Genomic DNA, 15,297 nt, shown 5'->3' on the forward strand with positions numbered 1-15,297 from the left:
CGTCATCTGTACGCTCTGGTTTTTACTTTGAGCTACATCAATAAAATCGCAAACATCCTTGATGCAAATCACTACATATAGAACTTAAAATGCACGCCGACCCAATATGTTGTATTAATCGACTACAATTGCTACAACGCCATTTCCCTCGGTAGCGGTGGAAATGTGGATAAATGGGGTCTGAATTACGGGAAGTCATTGACCAGAGAGATGAATAAACCAGTGAGTGCTTCCCACCCTCTGTGGATAACCTGTTCTTATAATGTTCTTATAAATATGGAGTGATCATGACACCGCATGTGATGAAGCGTGATGGCTGTAAAGTGCCGTTTAAATCAGAGCGCATCAAAGAAGCCATTCTGCGTGCAGCTAAAGCAGCGGGAGTCGATGACGCAGATTACTGTGCCACCGTCGCAGAAGTCGTTAGCAGCCAGATGAATGAGCGCAGCCAGGTCGATATCAACGAGATCCAGACAGCGGTGGAAAACCAGCTGATGTCTGGCCCGTACAAACAACTCGCCCGTGCGTACATCGAATATCGCCACGACCGTGATATCCAGCGTGAAAAACGTGGCCGCCTGAACCAGGAAATTCGGGGTCTGGTTGAGCAAACCAACTCCGCGCTGCTGAACGAAAACGCCAACAAAGACAGTAAAGTGATCCCAACCCAGCGCGACCTGCTGGCCGGTATCGTCGCCAAGCACTATGCGCGCCAGCACCTGTTGCCGCGTGATGTAGTTCAGGCACACGAGCGCGGTGATATTCACTACCACGATCTCGATTACTCGCCGTTCTTCCCGATGTTTAACTGTATGCTTATCGACCTGAAAGGCATGCTGACGCAGGGCTTTAAGATGGGTAACGCGGAGATTGAGCCGCCAAAATCCATCTCCACGGCGACCGCGGTCACCGCACAGATTATCGCCCAGGTTGCCAGCCACATTTACGGCGGCACCACCATTAACCGTATCGATGAAGTTCTCGCGCCGTTCGTCACCGAGAGCTTTAACAAGCACCGTAAAACCGCAGAAGAGTGGCAGATCCCGGATGCCGACGGCTATGCGCATTCCCGTACCGAGAAAGAGTGCTACGACGCATTCCAGTCCCTCGAGTATGAAGTGAACACGCTGCATACCGCCAACGGCCAGACTCCATTCGTCACCTTTGGCTTTGGCCTGGGGACCAGCTGGGAATCACGATTGATTCAGCAGTCTATTCTGCGCAACCGCATTGCCGGTTTGGGTAAAAATCGTAAAACCGCCGTGTTCCCAAAACTGGTGTTCGCGATTCGTGACGGTCTGAACCACAAGTTTGGCGATCCGAACTACGACATCAAACAGCTGGCACTGGAATGCGCAAGCAAGCGTATGTATCCGGACATCCTGAACTACGATCAGGTCGTAAAAGTGACCGGTTCGTTCAAAACCCCGATGGGCTGTCGCAGTTTCCTCGGCGTATGGGAAAACGAGAACGGCGAACAGGTTCACGACGGGCGTAACAACCTTGGCGTGATTAGCCTCAACCTGCCGCGTATTGCACTGGAAGCACACGGTGATGAAGCCACCTTCTGGAAACTGCTGGACGATCGCCTGGTGCTGGCGCGTAAAGCGCTGATGACCCGAATCGCGCGTCTGGAAGGCGTAAAAGCGCGCGTGGCGCCAATCCTGTATATGGAAGGTGCCTGCGGCGTGCGTCTGAAAGCCGACGATGATGTGTCTGAAATCTTTAAAAACGGCCGGGCGTCGATCTCTCTGGGCTACATCGGTATTCACGAGACTATCAACGCGCTGTTTGGCGAAGAGCATATGTACGACAATGAGCAACTGCGCGCCAAGGGCATCGCCATTGTTGAACGCCTGCGTCAGGCGGTCGATCGGTGGAAAGACGAGACCGGCTACGGCTTCAGCCTGTACAGCACGCCAAGCGAAAACCTGTGTGACCGCTTCTGCCGTCTGGATACCGCCGAGTTTGGCGTAGTGCCGGGCGTGACCGACAAAGGCTACTACACCAACAGCTTCCACCTCGACGTGGAGAAAAAGGTTAACCCGTACGACAAAATCGATTTCGAAGCGCCGTACCCGCCACTGGCGAATGGCGGCTTCATTTGCTACGGCGAGTACCCGAATATTCAGCACAACCTGAAAGCGCTGGAAGACGTCTGGGATTACAGCTATCAGCACGTGCCGTATTACGGAACCAACACGCCGATCGATGAGTGCTACGAGTGCGGCTTTACCGGTGAATTCGAATGCACCAGCAAAGGCTTCACCTGCCCGAAATGCGGTAACCACGACGCTGCTCGCGTGTCAGTCACCCGTCGCGTCTGCGGTTATTTAGGCAGCCCGGACGCACGTCCGTTTAACGCCGGTAAGCAGGAAGAAGTGAAGCGCCGCGTGAAGCACTTAGGTAACGGGCAGCTCGGTTAATTTCCGTTTGCAAAGACCGTAGGCCTGATAAGACGCAATCGCGTCGCCATCAGGCATCACAATGTTGCCGGATGGCGGTGCAAGCACCTTATCCGGCCTACATTCTTTCTGGACATCCTCTATGCGATATCATCAATATTACCCCGTCGACATCGTCAACGGCCCCGGTACGCGCTGCACCCTGTTTGTGTCTGGATGCGTGCATGAATGCCCTGGCTGCTATAACAAAAGCACCTGGCGGCTGAACTCCGGCGAGCCGTTTACCAAAGAGATGGAAGATAAGATCATTGCCGATCTCAACGATACGCGGATCCCTCGCCAGGGGATCTCACTGTCCGGCGGCGATCCGCTACATCCGCAAAACGTGCCGGATATCCTGAAACTGGTGCAACGCATTCACGCTGAGTGTCCGGGGAAAGACATCTGGGTATGGACCGGCTACAAGCTTGATGAACTCAACGCCGCGCAAATGCAGGTGGTGGATCTCATCAACGTGCTGGTCGATGGCAAATTTGTGCAGGATCTGAAAGACCCGGCGCTGATCTGGCGCGGCAGCAGCAACCAGGTGGTACATCACTTGCGATGATCGCTAAAGCCGTTTGTTTGCATCGTGATAGACGGCTGAATGTTCTCGCTTGCCTACCGCGACAACAAACACAATCACAACTTCATCCCGAACCTGGTACACCCGACGATAGCCGGACGATTTAAGCTTAATTTTATAGCAGTCAGGAAGACCGTTTAAACGGGCAGAGTCAATTCTGGGGTTCAATAGCACATCAGCCAACTTTTTCTTAAGCTGAGCCTTCACTGTATCGCCCAGCTTATGCCACTCTTTTAAGGCTCTCGGGTCGAATTCCAGTTCATAAGTCATCCAGACTAACCTTGATTCCCTTTTGCGGACTAGACAGCCTCTCCCGAACTGTCTGAATCAGTGCATCTTCACTATCGCTAAGAGTGACGGTTTTCACTGGCATGCGCCCCGTTTCTGCGACGTACTGGAACAGTAATCGCACGGCTTCCGTTGGAGTAATGTTCAGTTTATCCAGCACGGCATAAGCCTCATTTTTGAGTTTGTCATCCAGACGGACGTTCAGCGTGGCCATTATGCCTCCGGTAGAATCGAATGTGTAATGCAGTTTAGCATTACATTCGCATCACATCGAATTATGGATAACACCTCTCAAAAACGACTGACGCACTCCATGGCAACCGTTTTGAACTCGGTAAAATTCTGACACGCACAGAGCCGCGTCATAGCACGTTCACGCAGGAAGGTGACGAAAATATCGTAGATGGCCATCGCTTCTTCATACTCGCTTTTACTGATGGCCAGCAAGAAGATCACATGTGCGGTTTCGTCTCCCCAGGCGATGCCCTGCGGGGCGAGCACCGTATAGACCACCGTTTTTTTAGCCAGCAAACCGAGGGAGTGCGGCAGGGCAATACTGTCACCCAGCAGGGTGCTGACGATGGCCTCGCGCTCAACGACGGAGTCGAGAAACCCCGCATCGACAAAGCCTTCATCGTGCAGCTGGCCGCATAACGTGTTGAACAGCGTCTGTTGATCCATCGGTTCGTCAATAATGCGAAAATGGGCGGCGTCGAAGAATTTGTTCAGCATCCACGGGCGGGTGCGATCCACCAGCACCAGCTTACCAATTTGCTCCAGCTGATAATCAGTGGGGAACGGGGCGATCATCACCACGGGCTTATCTTTTTCATTTATTCGTGCGGTAGAAATCACGAAGTCTTCGCTGATGGCGTCCCGTTGTTCGTAGTCGCGCAGCGTCACGGTGCCGACAATCTCAATCTGCGGATATTTACGCGCCAGCACCGCTTCAATCATGCGCGCCATGGCGTTTCCTGCGTCACAAACCAACAGCACACGAGGCTGTCGCTGGTAACCGATGTTGTAACTACGTTCCAGCCCAACGCCAATATGCAGCACGAGGAAGCCAATCTCATTTTCGTTAATGGTATACGGGGTGTATTTCCCCCACCCCGACACGGCGGCCAGCGTCATATCCCATGCCATCGGATAGTGCTGTTTAATATTTTCCAGCAGCGGATTGGGGATCATGATCTGGTAGCGTACCCGGGTGATCATGGTCTTAATATGAGTCAGTAGATCGGCATGCAGTTGCCGATCGTTCATCAGGTTGTAATTGTACTGCGTGTTGATAAAACGCAGGATGTAATTGACCAGCGCTTCGTCATCGTCGGCGTTAATCGCGCTGGGGGCGATATCCTGTACCTGACGGGCGGCGATATGTACTTTCAGCCAGTTCTCCTCAAACACGGAGAGCGGTTTGTCTGCCAGCGGGTGCAGGGCCGACGCAATTTCCCGCGTCGCCAGGCACACCTCATGTTCCACCTCTTCTGCGGTGAATTCAGGCAGCGGATAGCCTTCGCTAATCCGGCGTACCGCCACCGCACAATATAAGCGCAGAAAGAGTTCACCTTCGTCGGTCAGGCGGATATGAAAGCGGGTAAAAATATCTTGTAAAACCGGCTGCAACTGTTGCGGGACGCCCGCATTGAGCGCCTCTTCCATCACCAGCGGATGGGCCGGGTCCTGCTGCGACAGCGTCAACAGGAGATCGGTCAGACAGGCGCGGATCGCCATCTCACTGCCAAACAGCTTCATCCCATGTCGGGGGCGCGTTTCCAGCGTCAGTCGATAGCGTTGCAGGTGCTCACGCACGTCTGCCATGTCGTTTTGCAGCGTCGCCCGGCTGATGAACCATTCATCAGCTAAATCTTCCAGCTTCAGCGAAAAAGCCGATGTCAGAAAACGAACCACCAGCCAGTGTACCCGCTCCTGGCTGGTACGCGGAATGCGCAGCAACCGCTCGGGCTGCTGCGTTTGTAACGTCTGGTAGCGTGCCGGATCGTCGATTTTCAACTGATAACCGTTGCCCCGGCTAAGGACAAACTGCGCGCCATACGGGGTGAGAAGCGCGTTCAGCGCGGTAATATCCGCCCTGACCGTGCGTGTGGAAACCGACAACCGCTGCGCCAGCTCATCCTGCGGCAGCGCCTCGCTTTGCAGCATGCCAAACAGCTGCGCTAAACGTTGGTTGGGGAATCGCACGTCAGTTTCCTCACTAGTCAGTTAACCTACGCAGGCCCGGGTCATTGCCAACAGCTGGCGCACATCGTCAGGCCGGGTGTTGCCGCTCACCTTATCAATAATAGAACTATAAATGTGAGGAATGATTTTGCTCACGCCGGCATCAAGGGCAATCTGCAGAATCTCAGTAAAGTTGTCCAGGTCGATACCGCCCGTTGGCTCCAGCCAGAAGTCATGATGAGCGCAGGCTTCAGCAACCGCTATATACTCATCGCGGCATTGCAGACCGCCCATCGGAAAGTATTTTATCGAGCTGCCGCCCATGTCTTTCAGCAACGCAATGGCGGTTGCCACCGGTACCACGCCATCCGCAGACTGACTGCTGAGCGGGCCGGTGGAGATCTTCACCCAGCCCGGCGTGCCGGTGGGCGAAACCAGACCGTTGACCACCGTTTGAGATTGCGCCAGCAGCGCCCGACTGGTCGCCACGCCGGTAAATACCTGGTTGACGTGCTGTGGCTGCACCTGGCGGGAAATTTCACTGACCATCGCCGACTGGTTTGGGTCACCCGCCCCGAGACCAACGGATAGCGCATTGTCGATAAGCACCGCGTATTCACGCATATCCGCCACCGCGCTTGCCACGCTCGGGTAATTTTTGGAAAGTACGCCGACCAGTACATGGCCTTCGGCCGCGGCATAAATATCGCGGGCGTTCTCTTTTGACCCCGCCAGCACGTTCAGGCAGACGCGATCGCGATAAAAGTTAGGCGTCAGTTTCATGCTGTTTTCTCCTGCCTGGTCACGTCCGCAATACGACGCGCCACAATCGCCAGCTGCGCGCGGTCTACACTACGCACGTCCGCTTCAATAATGCCTTCGTTGGCTTTGTAGCCACGAAAGTAGATCGCGTACTCGCCCTGCTTAAGCGCCTCAACCAGCTCGCCGGTGGCGATCCCGGTTACCGCTTCGTCAAAGGTTATTTCGGCACGCGCAATGTCGCGCCCCGCGCTGTCCCAGACTACGCGCGCGCTGACGCCATTGAAGGTATTCAGCGTATTAATAAACGGCGTCATTTTTTCGACCATCTCCGCGCCGCTCTCTTTCTGCGCGCTGAGGTACAGCTCGATGGCGCAGGTCAGCCCGAGAATGCCCTCTTTGCCGACCTTCATCGCCCGACCAATACCTGCCGTCTGGCGTTTCACCCACTCCACATATTGTGTTTTTCCAATCACCAGGCCGCTGGTTGGCCCTTCGATCGCCTTGGCGCCGCTGTAAATCACCAGGTCCGCACCGACACGGTAGTAGCACTGCAAATCTTCTTCCGCCGCTGCATCCACAATCAGCGGCAGATTATGCGTACGTGCGACAACAGCCGCCTGCTCTACGCTGAGCATGCTTTTTTGTACGCAGTGGTGGGATTTGATGTACAAAATGGCCGCCGTGCGTGGCGTAATGGCCGCCGCCAGCTGCGCCGCCGAGCATTCGTTGGCATAACCCGCCTCGACTAACTTGCCGCCGCCGAGCGCCACCATGCTGCCGACCGGTGCGCCAAAGTTGACGTTATGCCCACGGGGCAGCACGATTTCATTATTGTCGATCGGCGTGGCATGCAGGTTCTCCAGCAACCAGTCGCTGTCTTTCACCAGCACCGCCGCCACCGACAGGGCGATTCCTGCCGAAGCACAGGACACCACCGTGGCCCCTTCTACCTCGAGCAGCTTCGCGATGTAGTCGCCGGTTTTATTGACCAGATCTTTCATTTCAAAGTACTGATTCATGCCCGCCATCGCGGCCTGCACCACTTCCGGTCGCGGCGTTGAGACGCCGAGCGCCGTCATGCGACCAGAGGTATTAATAACCTGTTTTAAATGGTATTTCTCAAAAATCGAAGGCATGTTCCGCGCTCCCTTGTTCGGTCATATAGCCCTTGCCCGCACGTATTGCGGCAAGCGGTACCAGCAGTTGTTCAGCCTGCAGGCTGTCGTTTTCGGCATCGACCAGCACGGCGGGCTGGCGCTTCAGCGTAAAGAGGGTGAGATCGGCATCCAGACCGACCTGAAGTCGGCCTTTATTTTTCAGGCGCAGGCCGTCGGCGGCACTGGCGGTCACGCACTCAATGACCTGCGGGAGCGACATACCGATGGCGAGAAATTTCGACATCACGTTGGCCAATGAATGCACCGGGCCACTGATGCGGTTGCGGCAGTAAATATCTGAGCTGATGGTGTGCGGCAAAATGCCTAAGCTGATGGCGCGTTTCGCCACCGCAAAGCTCAGACTGGCGGTACCGTGCCCGACATCGAGGCGTACGCCGCGCGAAATCGCCCGCGTCACCGAGGCGCGCAGCCCGCCTTCCGGGGTCAGAATGCGGTTCGGTTTGCCGTTATAGCAGTGGGTAATAATGTCGCCCGCCGTCAGGCGTTCGGCTACCTCATCCAGATCCGGCGGGTTGTTACCGATGTGCACCATTAGCGGCAGGTCACCATTCTGCGCTTGCATCGCTTTGGCGTGGTCCAGCGGGATAATGCCATTTTCACCGACCACGCTGCTGCTCATCCGCGCCTTCAGGCCGACAATAAAATCCGGGTGAAGTTGCACCGCCTGCTTCACCGCGTCAGCATCGATATTAGCCATATTGGCCAGCTCGTTTTGCGCAATCAGCCCCACGCGGGAAATATTCAGCAAGGCATAAACATCGGTGGTCGCTTCACGGGTTAAGGTATAGAAATCATCAATATCATCAGCGCCGGTGCTACCGGCATCCACCACCGTGGTGACGCCGGTGGCAATCCCGATGCTGTCGGGCTGGTCATGATAAATCGGGGATTTTGGGTAGCAGTGGACGTGAGAATCAATCCACCCGGCGCTGACGTAGCACTCACCGCGTAAATCGACAGTTTTCAGCGCCGGATCGGTTATCTCGCCCAGCGCCGCAATTTTGCCGTCCTTGACCGCAATATCGCTTACCGTATCGTCTACCAGACGCGCATGGCGCAGGAGTAAATCAAACATCACACTCTCCTGTAGAAAGGGGGAATCGGTTGCCGGATGGCGACATAAATGTCTTATCCGGCCTACAACGAGTACGATGCTGTAGGCCTGATAAGCGCAGCGCCATCAGGCAATTAGCTAATCGCAATCGGGAAGATGGAACCGAGGATCATGGCCCCAAGGATCGCACCGCCGGTGATCGGTTTCTGCCAGATATAAAACAGCAGTGCGCCGGCCAATGACCCCACGCCAATCGGTATAGACGCCGTCATGGCACTAAGAATGATCAACGGTCCGAGGAAGCGGCCTGAAGCGTTACCAGCCCCCATCATCACGTCCGCCCCGTAGGTCGAGTCGCTCTGATTGATGGTGAATTTACGCGCCAGAATGATGATGTAGCCAATCGCCAGACCAATCACCAGGCCGGTGACCAGCGAGGCGGCAAAGTTAGCGACCGGGAAAATAATGCCCGCGCCCAGCAGCAGCGCCGGCACGCCTAAACCGACACCGGTCTGAATGGCCCCACCAATGTCCAGGATCCCCACCAGCGAACCTTCAATAATGCGGGCAAACAGAAAGCTCGCGCCAAATGCCGCTACCGCCCCGTAAGATCCGGTGTCCATTCCCGCTTTTAGCATTGCCACGAAGGCCACTTCGTTAAACGCGCCGATACCGTACAGGTAGTACATGTGCGTGCCGGCAAAGACGCCGGAGGAGAGCAGGCCCACGAAGATCGGGAACGACCAGTCGGCGAACCAAAAACCTTTATTCTGTTCCATTGTGGCCTCCGTTATTTGCCGCTGAGTGAGTTGTGGATCAGTTCCAGCCAGTTAGGCACGGTCAGATGGAAGGATTCGATCATCTTCATATCAAAGCCGCGGAAGAAACCGCTCAGCACGAACAGCGCGACGATAGCCACCATCATCACTTTCGTGACGTGGTTCCAGCCGCTCTCTTCGACGCCTTTACCAATCAAAATACCGAGCACCAGACCCGGTACGGCGTTACCCATTATCAGCTGCGCTGCGCCGCCAAAGACGGTCGCCCAGAAGCCCGATTTCTTACCGGCATCGATTGCCGCCAGCCAGAAAATCACCGGCATCACAGTGTTGACCAGCAGGTTGGCCGCCGGCACCAGCACCTTCACGGCGGTAACCTGCAGCGCAGCCGGTACGGATGACGCGGTGAGGTTCAGGAAGGTGACGACAATCATGCCGATGACGCCGCAGGCAATCGCCATGCGTTTAGGGTCATGCAGCGTTTCACCGACATTACGGTTTTTAAGCATCAATGCCGCCGCACCCCAGTTAGGGATGATGCGGTGGTCAACGTCCTGCGTGAACGCGCCCGCCGCAACGGATGAAGCCCAGGCGTTAAAGAAGAAGCCCAGGCCAAATGAGAAGTGAGAAGCCGGATCCCCTTCACAGGAATTCAGCTCCCCCAGAGTACGAAACGCGCCCATCCCCTGAGAGGTAGGCGCATGAAACATGCGTGCAGCCCCAGCGCCAACACCGACGCCAACCAGCGCGCCGATGATGAGCGATTTTATTAATATTATCAGGAACATAATTATGCCTTTTAATAGTGAATCAGCGTTGCGTGACGAAATCCACCTTCTCAAGATTGATGGCAGTCACGTTGACAGTCACATCCAGCTCCACGCTGAAAGTGCGTCTTTCGCGGCGCAAAAAGAGGAATAAAAACGCCTCTTTACGCACCGTTTCACGCGCTTGAACAACCTGCACATCCTGTGGCTCAATACGCAGTAAGATATGCGGCGACCCTTTCATCACCGCGGCCTGAACGTGGTTCAGGGCATCGGCAAAGGCGCGCGCTTTGGCGTCACCCTTACCCGTGACTCTCACCGTTGTGGTGAATTGCTCTTTCATACTTAAGCGCCGTATTTCTTTTGCCACGCCTGCACCAGGCGCTCGCCGAGCTCTTCTTTGTCCATAAAGCCGAATCCCAGCACGTTGCAGCCTTCGTTGATGGCGGTGACGCCCTCTTCAACCGAGCGCATACCGTATTTGGCTTTGTAACCATATTTGGTCTGCGCGGTGATAGCCCCCGCGCCGCCGCTGCCGCAAAACGAAATGCCAAAGGTGGCGTTTTCCGCTTTCATCATGTCGCCCAGCTTCATATCTGCCGCCACGCCCGGTACCACGACCGCACGTCCACCGGCTTTCTCAACGCCTGCTGCCACTTTCTGGCCTTTCCCCAGACGATCGCCAATCACCACGGTAATCTGTTCCATCTTGTGCTCCTTAAAGGTTCTCTTTTGCGACTTCGAAATGCACCGACAGCAGCCAGGCCTCTTCTTCAGGAAGGTTGCCAAACGCCGCCACGATGTCGCGGGCAAGTGCCATTGATTCAGCTGAAATTTCATCAAATAAGCCGGCATCCACTTCAGGTAATGGCTCACCCGTCACCGAGCGGTGCGCCATGGCGCGAACATGCGATGTCAGCATTTGTTCTTGTACCGCGTTGGGAATGATGTGGCGTGCGCGCAACACGGCATATACCTGTACCAGCATGCGCTCGGCCAGTTCCACCGATTCCCCCCTGTCATTCATTACCGCTCCGTTATTCACTCGTCATACCCCACTAATGGCTCTGAGGGTAAAGTAGCGATGAAGGTTAAAAGTTTGTAGCGAGTTGTTTTCCACTTCGAAGTGGAAAGGTGAGCAACGAGAGTGATCTGTGCCGCAAAAAGGACGGGATTGGTTATTTTCCCCTTGGATAACGTGATGGAGATCGCACGAGATAGCAGGGAAACCGCAAGTGGCAGGAAAAACGGGTTGGCGTTAAAAGTTAAATAATGTGATGGGGATAACGTTTACTTATGGGTGAGAGTGGTGCCGGGGGGTGACGCTGTCGCGTCTTATCCGGCCTACGGTTGCGCAGGCCGGATACATAAATTAACGATACTTTTTATGGTAAGCGTTGCGCGTGGTTTTCAGCTCTTCCGCAGCGGCTTTCGCCTCTTTGACTTTACCTTCGTTCGCCAGTTTTAGCGCGCCGTCGATCTGGCCGATCAGCGTGTCAAAGCCGTGACGGAAATCTTTCATCTCCGGGCTGTCCGGGGATTTAGTTTCCAGCTTCGGTGGCGTTCCTTTTTGAGCATCCTGCGCGGCTGCTCGCATTTTGGTTAACGCGTCTTTCAGTTCAGTGGCGTTATCCGTTTTTTCGACGATTTTCAGGTTGTCGTTGAGGATCCCCATATCGTCTTCGAGATCGGCTGCAAACGCAGAAGAACCCAAAACCAGCGTTGAAGCCGCGACGATCGCTAACAGGTGTTTACGCATTGCTCACTTCCTTTTTTATTATTAAAAATAGCGCCAGATACCCGTAATCATTCACGCCGCAGCTCGAAGTATGACGGGTATTACTGCCCGGCGATTTTCATCTCCGGCAGTAGCACAGAACCACACTGTATATTACTGCGCGTTTCAATATCGTTACCGACGGTGACAATATTGCGCCACATGTCTTTCAAGTTACCGGCAATGGTGATTTCACTCACCGGATACTGAATTTCGCCGTTTTCGACCCAGAAGCCCGCCGCGCCGCGCGAATAATCGCCGGTAATGCCGCTTACGCCCTGTCCCATCAGCTCGGTCACGACCAGACCCGTGCCCATCTCTTTCAGCAACTGCTCGAAGCTTAGTCCTTGTCCCGGAATACGCCAGTTATGAATGCCACCCGCATGACCGGTGCTTTTCAGTCCCAGCTTGCGGGCAGAATAGTTGGTCAACAGCCACTGGGTCAGGACGCCGTCTTTGATAATATCGCGGCGTTCCGTGCGCACGCCTTCGCTGTCGAACGGCGAAGAGGCCAGCCCTTTCAGCAGGTGTGGATGTTCTTCAATAGTCAGCCATTCCGGCAGAATTTGTTGTCCCAGCGAGTCGAGCAGGAAAGTGGATTTACGATACACCGAGCCACCGGCAATGGCGCCAACCAGGTGTCCAAACAGACCGGTCGCCACTTCATTAGCGAAAATTACCGGTGCTTTCATAGTGGACAGTTTACGCGGTGACAGACGGGATAAGGTGCGGCGCGCACAGTCGGCACCGACCCATTCCGGCGTTTGCAGATCGCCGATTGCGCGGCCAATGGTGTAGGCGTAGTCGCGTTCCATATCGCCATTTTCTTCGGCGATCACACAACTGGAGAGGGAGTGACGCGTAGAGCAGTAGCCCTGCAGCATACCGTGGCTGTTACCAAACACTTTGATGCCGTAGTGGCTGTTAAAGCTGCCGCCTTCGGTATTGGTGATACGTTTGTCCGCCTGCAACGCAGCCTGTTCAGCGCGTGCCGCCAGTTCGATGGCTTCGTCAGGCGAGACTTCCGCCGGGTGGAACAAGTCTAAATCTGGCGCATCAAAGGCCAGCAGCTCTTTATCCGCCACGCCTGCGCACGGGTCCGGCGAGGTGTAACGAGCGATATCCAGCGCGGCCTGCACGGTGCGCGCAATGGCCTGTGGGCTTAAATCGGTGGACGACGCACTACCTTTACGGTTCTGGTGATACACCGTAATGCCCAGCGCCCCGTCGCTGTTGAATTCTACGTTCTCCACTTCACCATAACGGGTGCTGACGCTAATACCCGTCGTCTTGCTTACGGCGACTTCTGCACCGTCCGACTGAGCTGACGCTAATTCCAGTGCTGTCGAGACTGCTTCTTCCAGAATCTTACGCTGCGCTTCAACTTGTGAGATTACTTTCATCGCAAATGCCATAATGTAGAGAGAGTTTCTCTGAAGTCTAACAGAGAACCGTTTTTCAGTGCGCATCTTAACTGGTAACATTAGCCTCTTTTTTTAAGGAGCCTGACATGACTAAGCAGCCCGAAGACTGGCTCGACGACGTTCCCGGTGATGACATCGAAGACGAAGACGATGAAATTATCTGGGTCAGTAAAAGTGAAATAAAACGTGACGCCGAGGAGTTAAAGCACCTGGGCGTGGAACTGGTAAAACTGGGGAAAAACGCGCTGGATAAAATCCCGCTCGATGCGGATTTACGTGCCGCCATTGAGCTGGCTCAGCGTATTAAGATGGAAGGCCGTCGCCGCCAGCTGCAGCTGATTGGTAAGATGCTGCGTCAGCGCGATGTCGATCCTATCCGTCAGGCGCTGGATAAGCTGAAGAACCGTCACAACCAACAGGTTGTAATGTTTCACAAGCTGGAGCAGCTGCGCGATCGTTTGATCGTTGAAGGTGATGATGCGGTAGCTGAAGTCCTCAGACTATGGCCACACGCCGATCGCCAACAGCTTCGTTCTCTGGTTCGCAATGCGAAGAAAGAGCAGGAAGGCAACAAGCCGCCGAAATCAGCACGTCAGATTTTTCAGTATTTGCGTGAGTTGGCGGAAAACGAGGCCTAACAAAAGGCTCAGGATTATAGTCTGCACTCATAAAGTTGGACAGCGGCTTTCAGGGCCTGGGTTCGGTATTCTACCGGGCTCAGGCTTTGTAATTTAAAGCTCATCCGCTCGTTGTTGTAGTAATGGATATTACAAAGAACGGAGTTCAGCCCGTAATTCTTCGGGATAGTGCTTTTCCAGTCCCGCATCGGTAAGTGGTGATGTTATTGGTTGTTTTGACATTGGTTTGCCCCAGCCGTGTTTTATACTCAGAAGTCATTTCTGGTCTTAGAATTTGTACACTTTGACCCAGTACGGGACAACACTTTCATTTGAGATGTGAAATCGTGCCGCTGATTCGCGCATCTTAAGTTCTTCACAGAGTGAAGCTCAGACAACAGTTTTCCGAAATTCAGGAGAATAATTGTCGTTTTTTAGGTAGCACCATCAATGCCGTGTAATTACAAGGCTCTGACCAAGCGAGGAACTGACGTTATTTTAACTCCAAAGCATTCTACGATTCGTCGTGTCCCATCATTACCGGAGAGGTAGCGTCAGACAACAGACTCTCTGGTTTCGAGGGAACATTTTGGATTTGCCATAAAAAACTGGAGCGTCCAACTTTTGGGGTGCAGTCCGATTTCATACCAGAGCCTTTAATGTAGTTCCAATTACCTCACATACTTTCCCTTCTAATTGTATATATCAAGACAAATGTATACATATAACATTCATATTCAGACCAACTTATTACACAACCAACAACAAATACGCCACCAACATGTGATACATAAAAAAATTCACACAAAAAATAAATTCATCAAAACAATAATTATCTAGACTTTATATAAATACATCCAACTTTCGGGCGTAAATCCTAAAAAAATAACAAGGAAATTCTTAAAAAAAGACATTAGCCATTGTTTTTAAAGGCAAAAAAAACAAAAACAATCACACCCAAAACAAATAATAAAATTGAACTAACAAATGAGAACTTTATAATCCGCGTAATGTTAGACGCAGAAACCTTATTACATACATTTACAAGGATGTATCGCATTAGAGCAACCGCATCCCATTAGGAATAAATCAATTATTGCGATGCCTTGTTTTTTTACAATAATATATACATGGAGATTATCAATTATGAATTTTAAACGCAGCGCGCTTACTATCGTTGTTTCATGCGCATTATTACCGAATGTTGTTTTTGCTGGACCTGCCGATAATGCAACCGAGAAATATGTTAATGATGCAGTGACAGCTGCCACTCAAACCCTGGAAGGGGAAGTAACAGCCAACGCAGCGGCAACTGCAACCAACACCATGAACATTGCAACCAGCACTGCGGCAACTGCAACCAACACCATGAACATTGCAACCAACACCAGCGCTATTGCAACCAACACTACTGACATAGCGGCCAATACCAGTGCT

17 protein-coding genes and 1 pseudogene are annotated in these 15,297 nt (G+C 53.4%); 4 read left to right on the forward strand and 14 right to left on the reverse strand.

Features of this window, described 5'->3' with window-relative positions:
- The first annotated feature begins 287 nt into the window (after nucleotides 1-287).
- Complete coding sequence (gene nrdD, locus QNN86_RS22910; protein WP_414212371.1) at nucleotides 288-2,426, forward strand: anaerobic ribonucleoside-triphosphate reductase; 2,139 nt, start codon at nucleotides 288-290, stop codon at nucleotides 2,424-2,426.
- 121 nt (nucleotides 2,427-2,547) lie between these two features.
- Nucleotides 2,548-3,012, forward strand: coding sequence for an anaerobic ribonucleoside-triphosphate reductase-activating protein (gene nrdG / locus QNN86_RS22915; RefSeq protein WP_096759476.1), 465 nt, complete (start codon nucleotides 2,548-2,550; stop codon nucleotides 3,010-3,012).
- 3 nt (nucleotides 3,013-3,015) lie between these two features.
- Here nrdG and QNN86_RS22920 read toward each other — a convergent pair whose 3' ends face one another.
- The 13 genes from QNN86_RS22920 to pmbA form a co-directional block, all read right to left on the reverse strand.
- Entirely contained in the window at nucleotides 3,016-3,300 is a 285-nt protein-coding gene (locus tag QNN86_RS22920) for a type II toxin-antitoxin system RelE family toxin (protein WP_414212372.1), read from the reverse strand.
- On the reverse strand, nucleotides 3,290-3,532 hold the full coding sequence (locus QNN86_RS22925; RefSeq protein ID WP_115259576.1) for a type II toxin-antitoxin system RelB/DinJ family antitoxin: 243 nt from the start codon (nucleotides 3,530-3,532) through the stop codon (nucleotides 3,290-3,292). The genes QNN86_RS22920 and QNN86_RS22925 overlap by 11 nt, the downstream gene beginning before the upstream one ends.
- 77 nt (nucleotides 3,533-3,609) lie before the next feature.
- A complete protein-coding gene (locus tag QNN86_RS22930; protein ID WP_414212373.1) occupies nucleotides 3,610-5,523 on the reverse strand; it encodes a BglG family transcription antiterminator in 1,914 nt (637 codons plus the stop codon).
- Between the two features lie 21 nt (nucleotides 5,524-5,544).
- Complete coding sequence (gene dagF, locus QNN86_RS22935) at nucleotides 5,545-6,285, reverse strand: 2-dehydro-3-deoxy-phosphogluconate aldolase (protein WP_414212374.1); 741 nt, start codon at nucleotides 6,283-6,285, stop codon at nucleotides 5,545-5,547.
- Complete coding sequence (locus tag QNN86_RS22940; protein ID WP_414212375.1) at nucleotides 6,282-7,400, reverse strand: DgaE family pyridoxal phosphate-dependent ammonia lyase; 1,119 nt, start codon at nucleotides 7,398-7,400, stop codon at nucleotides 6,282-6,284. The genes dagF and QNN86_RS22940 overlap by 4 nt, the downstream gene beginning before the upstream one ends.
- Complete coding sequence (locus tag QNN86_RS22945) at nucleotides 7,384-8,517, reverse strand: amidohydrolase/deacetylase family metallohydrolase (protein ID WP_414212376.1); 1,134 nt, start codon at nucleotides 8,515-8,517, stop codon at nucleotides 7,384-7,386. Before QNN86_RS22945 ends, QNN86_RS22940 begins: the two co-directional genes overlap by 17 nt.
- A gap of 113 nt (nucleotides 8,518-8,630) precedes the next feature.
- Entirely contained in the window at nucleotides 8,631-9,275 is a 645-nt protein-coding gene (locus tag QNN86_RS22950) for a DUF4310 family protein (protein ID WP_153880259.1), read from the reverse strand.
- 11 nt (nucleotides 9,276-9,286) lie between these two features.
- Complete coding sequence (locus QNN86_RS22955) at nucleotides 9,287-10,063, reverse strand: DUF4311 domain-containing protein (RefSeq protein WP_181618509.1); 777 nt, start codon at nucleotides 10,061-10,063, stop codon at nucleotides 9,287-9,289.
- Between the two features lie 22 nt (nucleotides 10,064-10,085).
- Nucleotides 10,086-10,385, reverse strand: a complete 300-nt coding sequence (locus QNN86_RS22960) for a DUF4312 family protein (RefSeq protein WP_096758521.1) — start codon at nucleotides 10,383-10,385, stop codon at nucleotides 10,086-10,088.
- Between the two features lie 2 nt (nucleotides 10,386-10,387).
- Nucleotides 10,388-10,750, reverse strand: a complete 363-nt coding sequence (locus QNN86_RS22965; protein ID WP_096758522.1) for an SFCGS family glycine-rich protein — start codon at nucleotides 10,748-10,750, stop codon at nucleotides 10,388-10,390.
- A 10-nt stretch (nucleotides 10,751-10,760) separates the two neighbouring features.
- Entirely contained in the window at nucleotides 10,761-11,069 is a 309-nt protein-coding gene (locus tag QNN86_RS22970; protein ID WP_181618508.1) for a glycine dehydrogenase, read from the reverse strand.
- 345 nt (nucleotides 11,070-11,414) lie between these two features.
- Nucleotides 11,415-11,801, reverse strand: coding sequence for a cytochrome b562 (cybC, locus tag QNN86_RS22975; protein ID WP_096758524.1), 387 nt, complete (start codon nucleotides 11,799-11,801; stop codon nucleotides 11,415-11,417).
- Nucleotides 11,802-11,881: 80 nt separating this feature from the next.
- Nucleotides 11,882-13,234 carry a metalloprotease PmbA gene (gene pmbA, locus QNN86_RS22980; protein WP_096758525.1) on the reverse strand — a complete coding sequence of 451 codons (1,353 nt, stop codon included), beginning with the start codon at nucleotides 13,232-13,234 and terminating at the stop codon, nucleotides 11,882-11,884.
- A gap of 95 nt (nucleotides 13,235-13,329) precedes the next feature.
- Between pmbA and yjgA the strand changes: the two genes are divergently transcribed.
- Complete coding sequence (yjgA, locus tag QNN86_RS22985) at nucleotides 13,330-13,881, forward strand: ribosome biogenesis factor YjgA (RefSeq protein WP_181618507.1); 552 nt, start codon at nucleotides 13,330-13,332, stop codon at nucleotides 13,879-13,881.
- A 14-nt stretch (nucleotides 13,882-13,895) separates the two neighbouring features.
- Here yjgA and QNN86_RS22990 read toward each other — a convergent pair.
- Nucleotides 13,896-14,009: pseudogene (locus tag QNN86_RS22990) on the reverse strand (IS3 family transposase); the annotation flags it as partial.
- A gap of 997 nt (nucleotides 14,010-15,006) precedes the next feature.
- Between QNN86_RS22990 and QNN86_RS22995 the strand changes: the two are divergent.
- A partial coding sequence (locus QNN86_RS22995) for a hypothetical protein (RefSeq protein ID WP_414212377.1) occupies nucleotides 15,007-15,297 on the forward strand: 291 nt, incomplete at its 3' end.

Origin of the sequence: Citrobacter sp. C348, from assembly GCF_047467975.1 — a bacterium.
GTDB lineage: Bacteria > Pseudomonadota > Gammaproteobacteria > Enterobacterales > Enterobacteriaceae > Citrobacter > Citrobacter gillenii.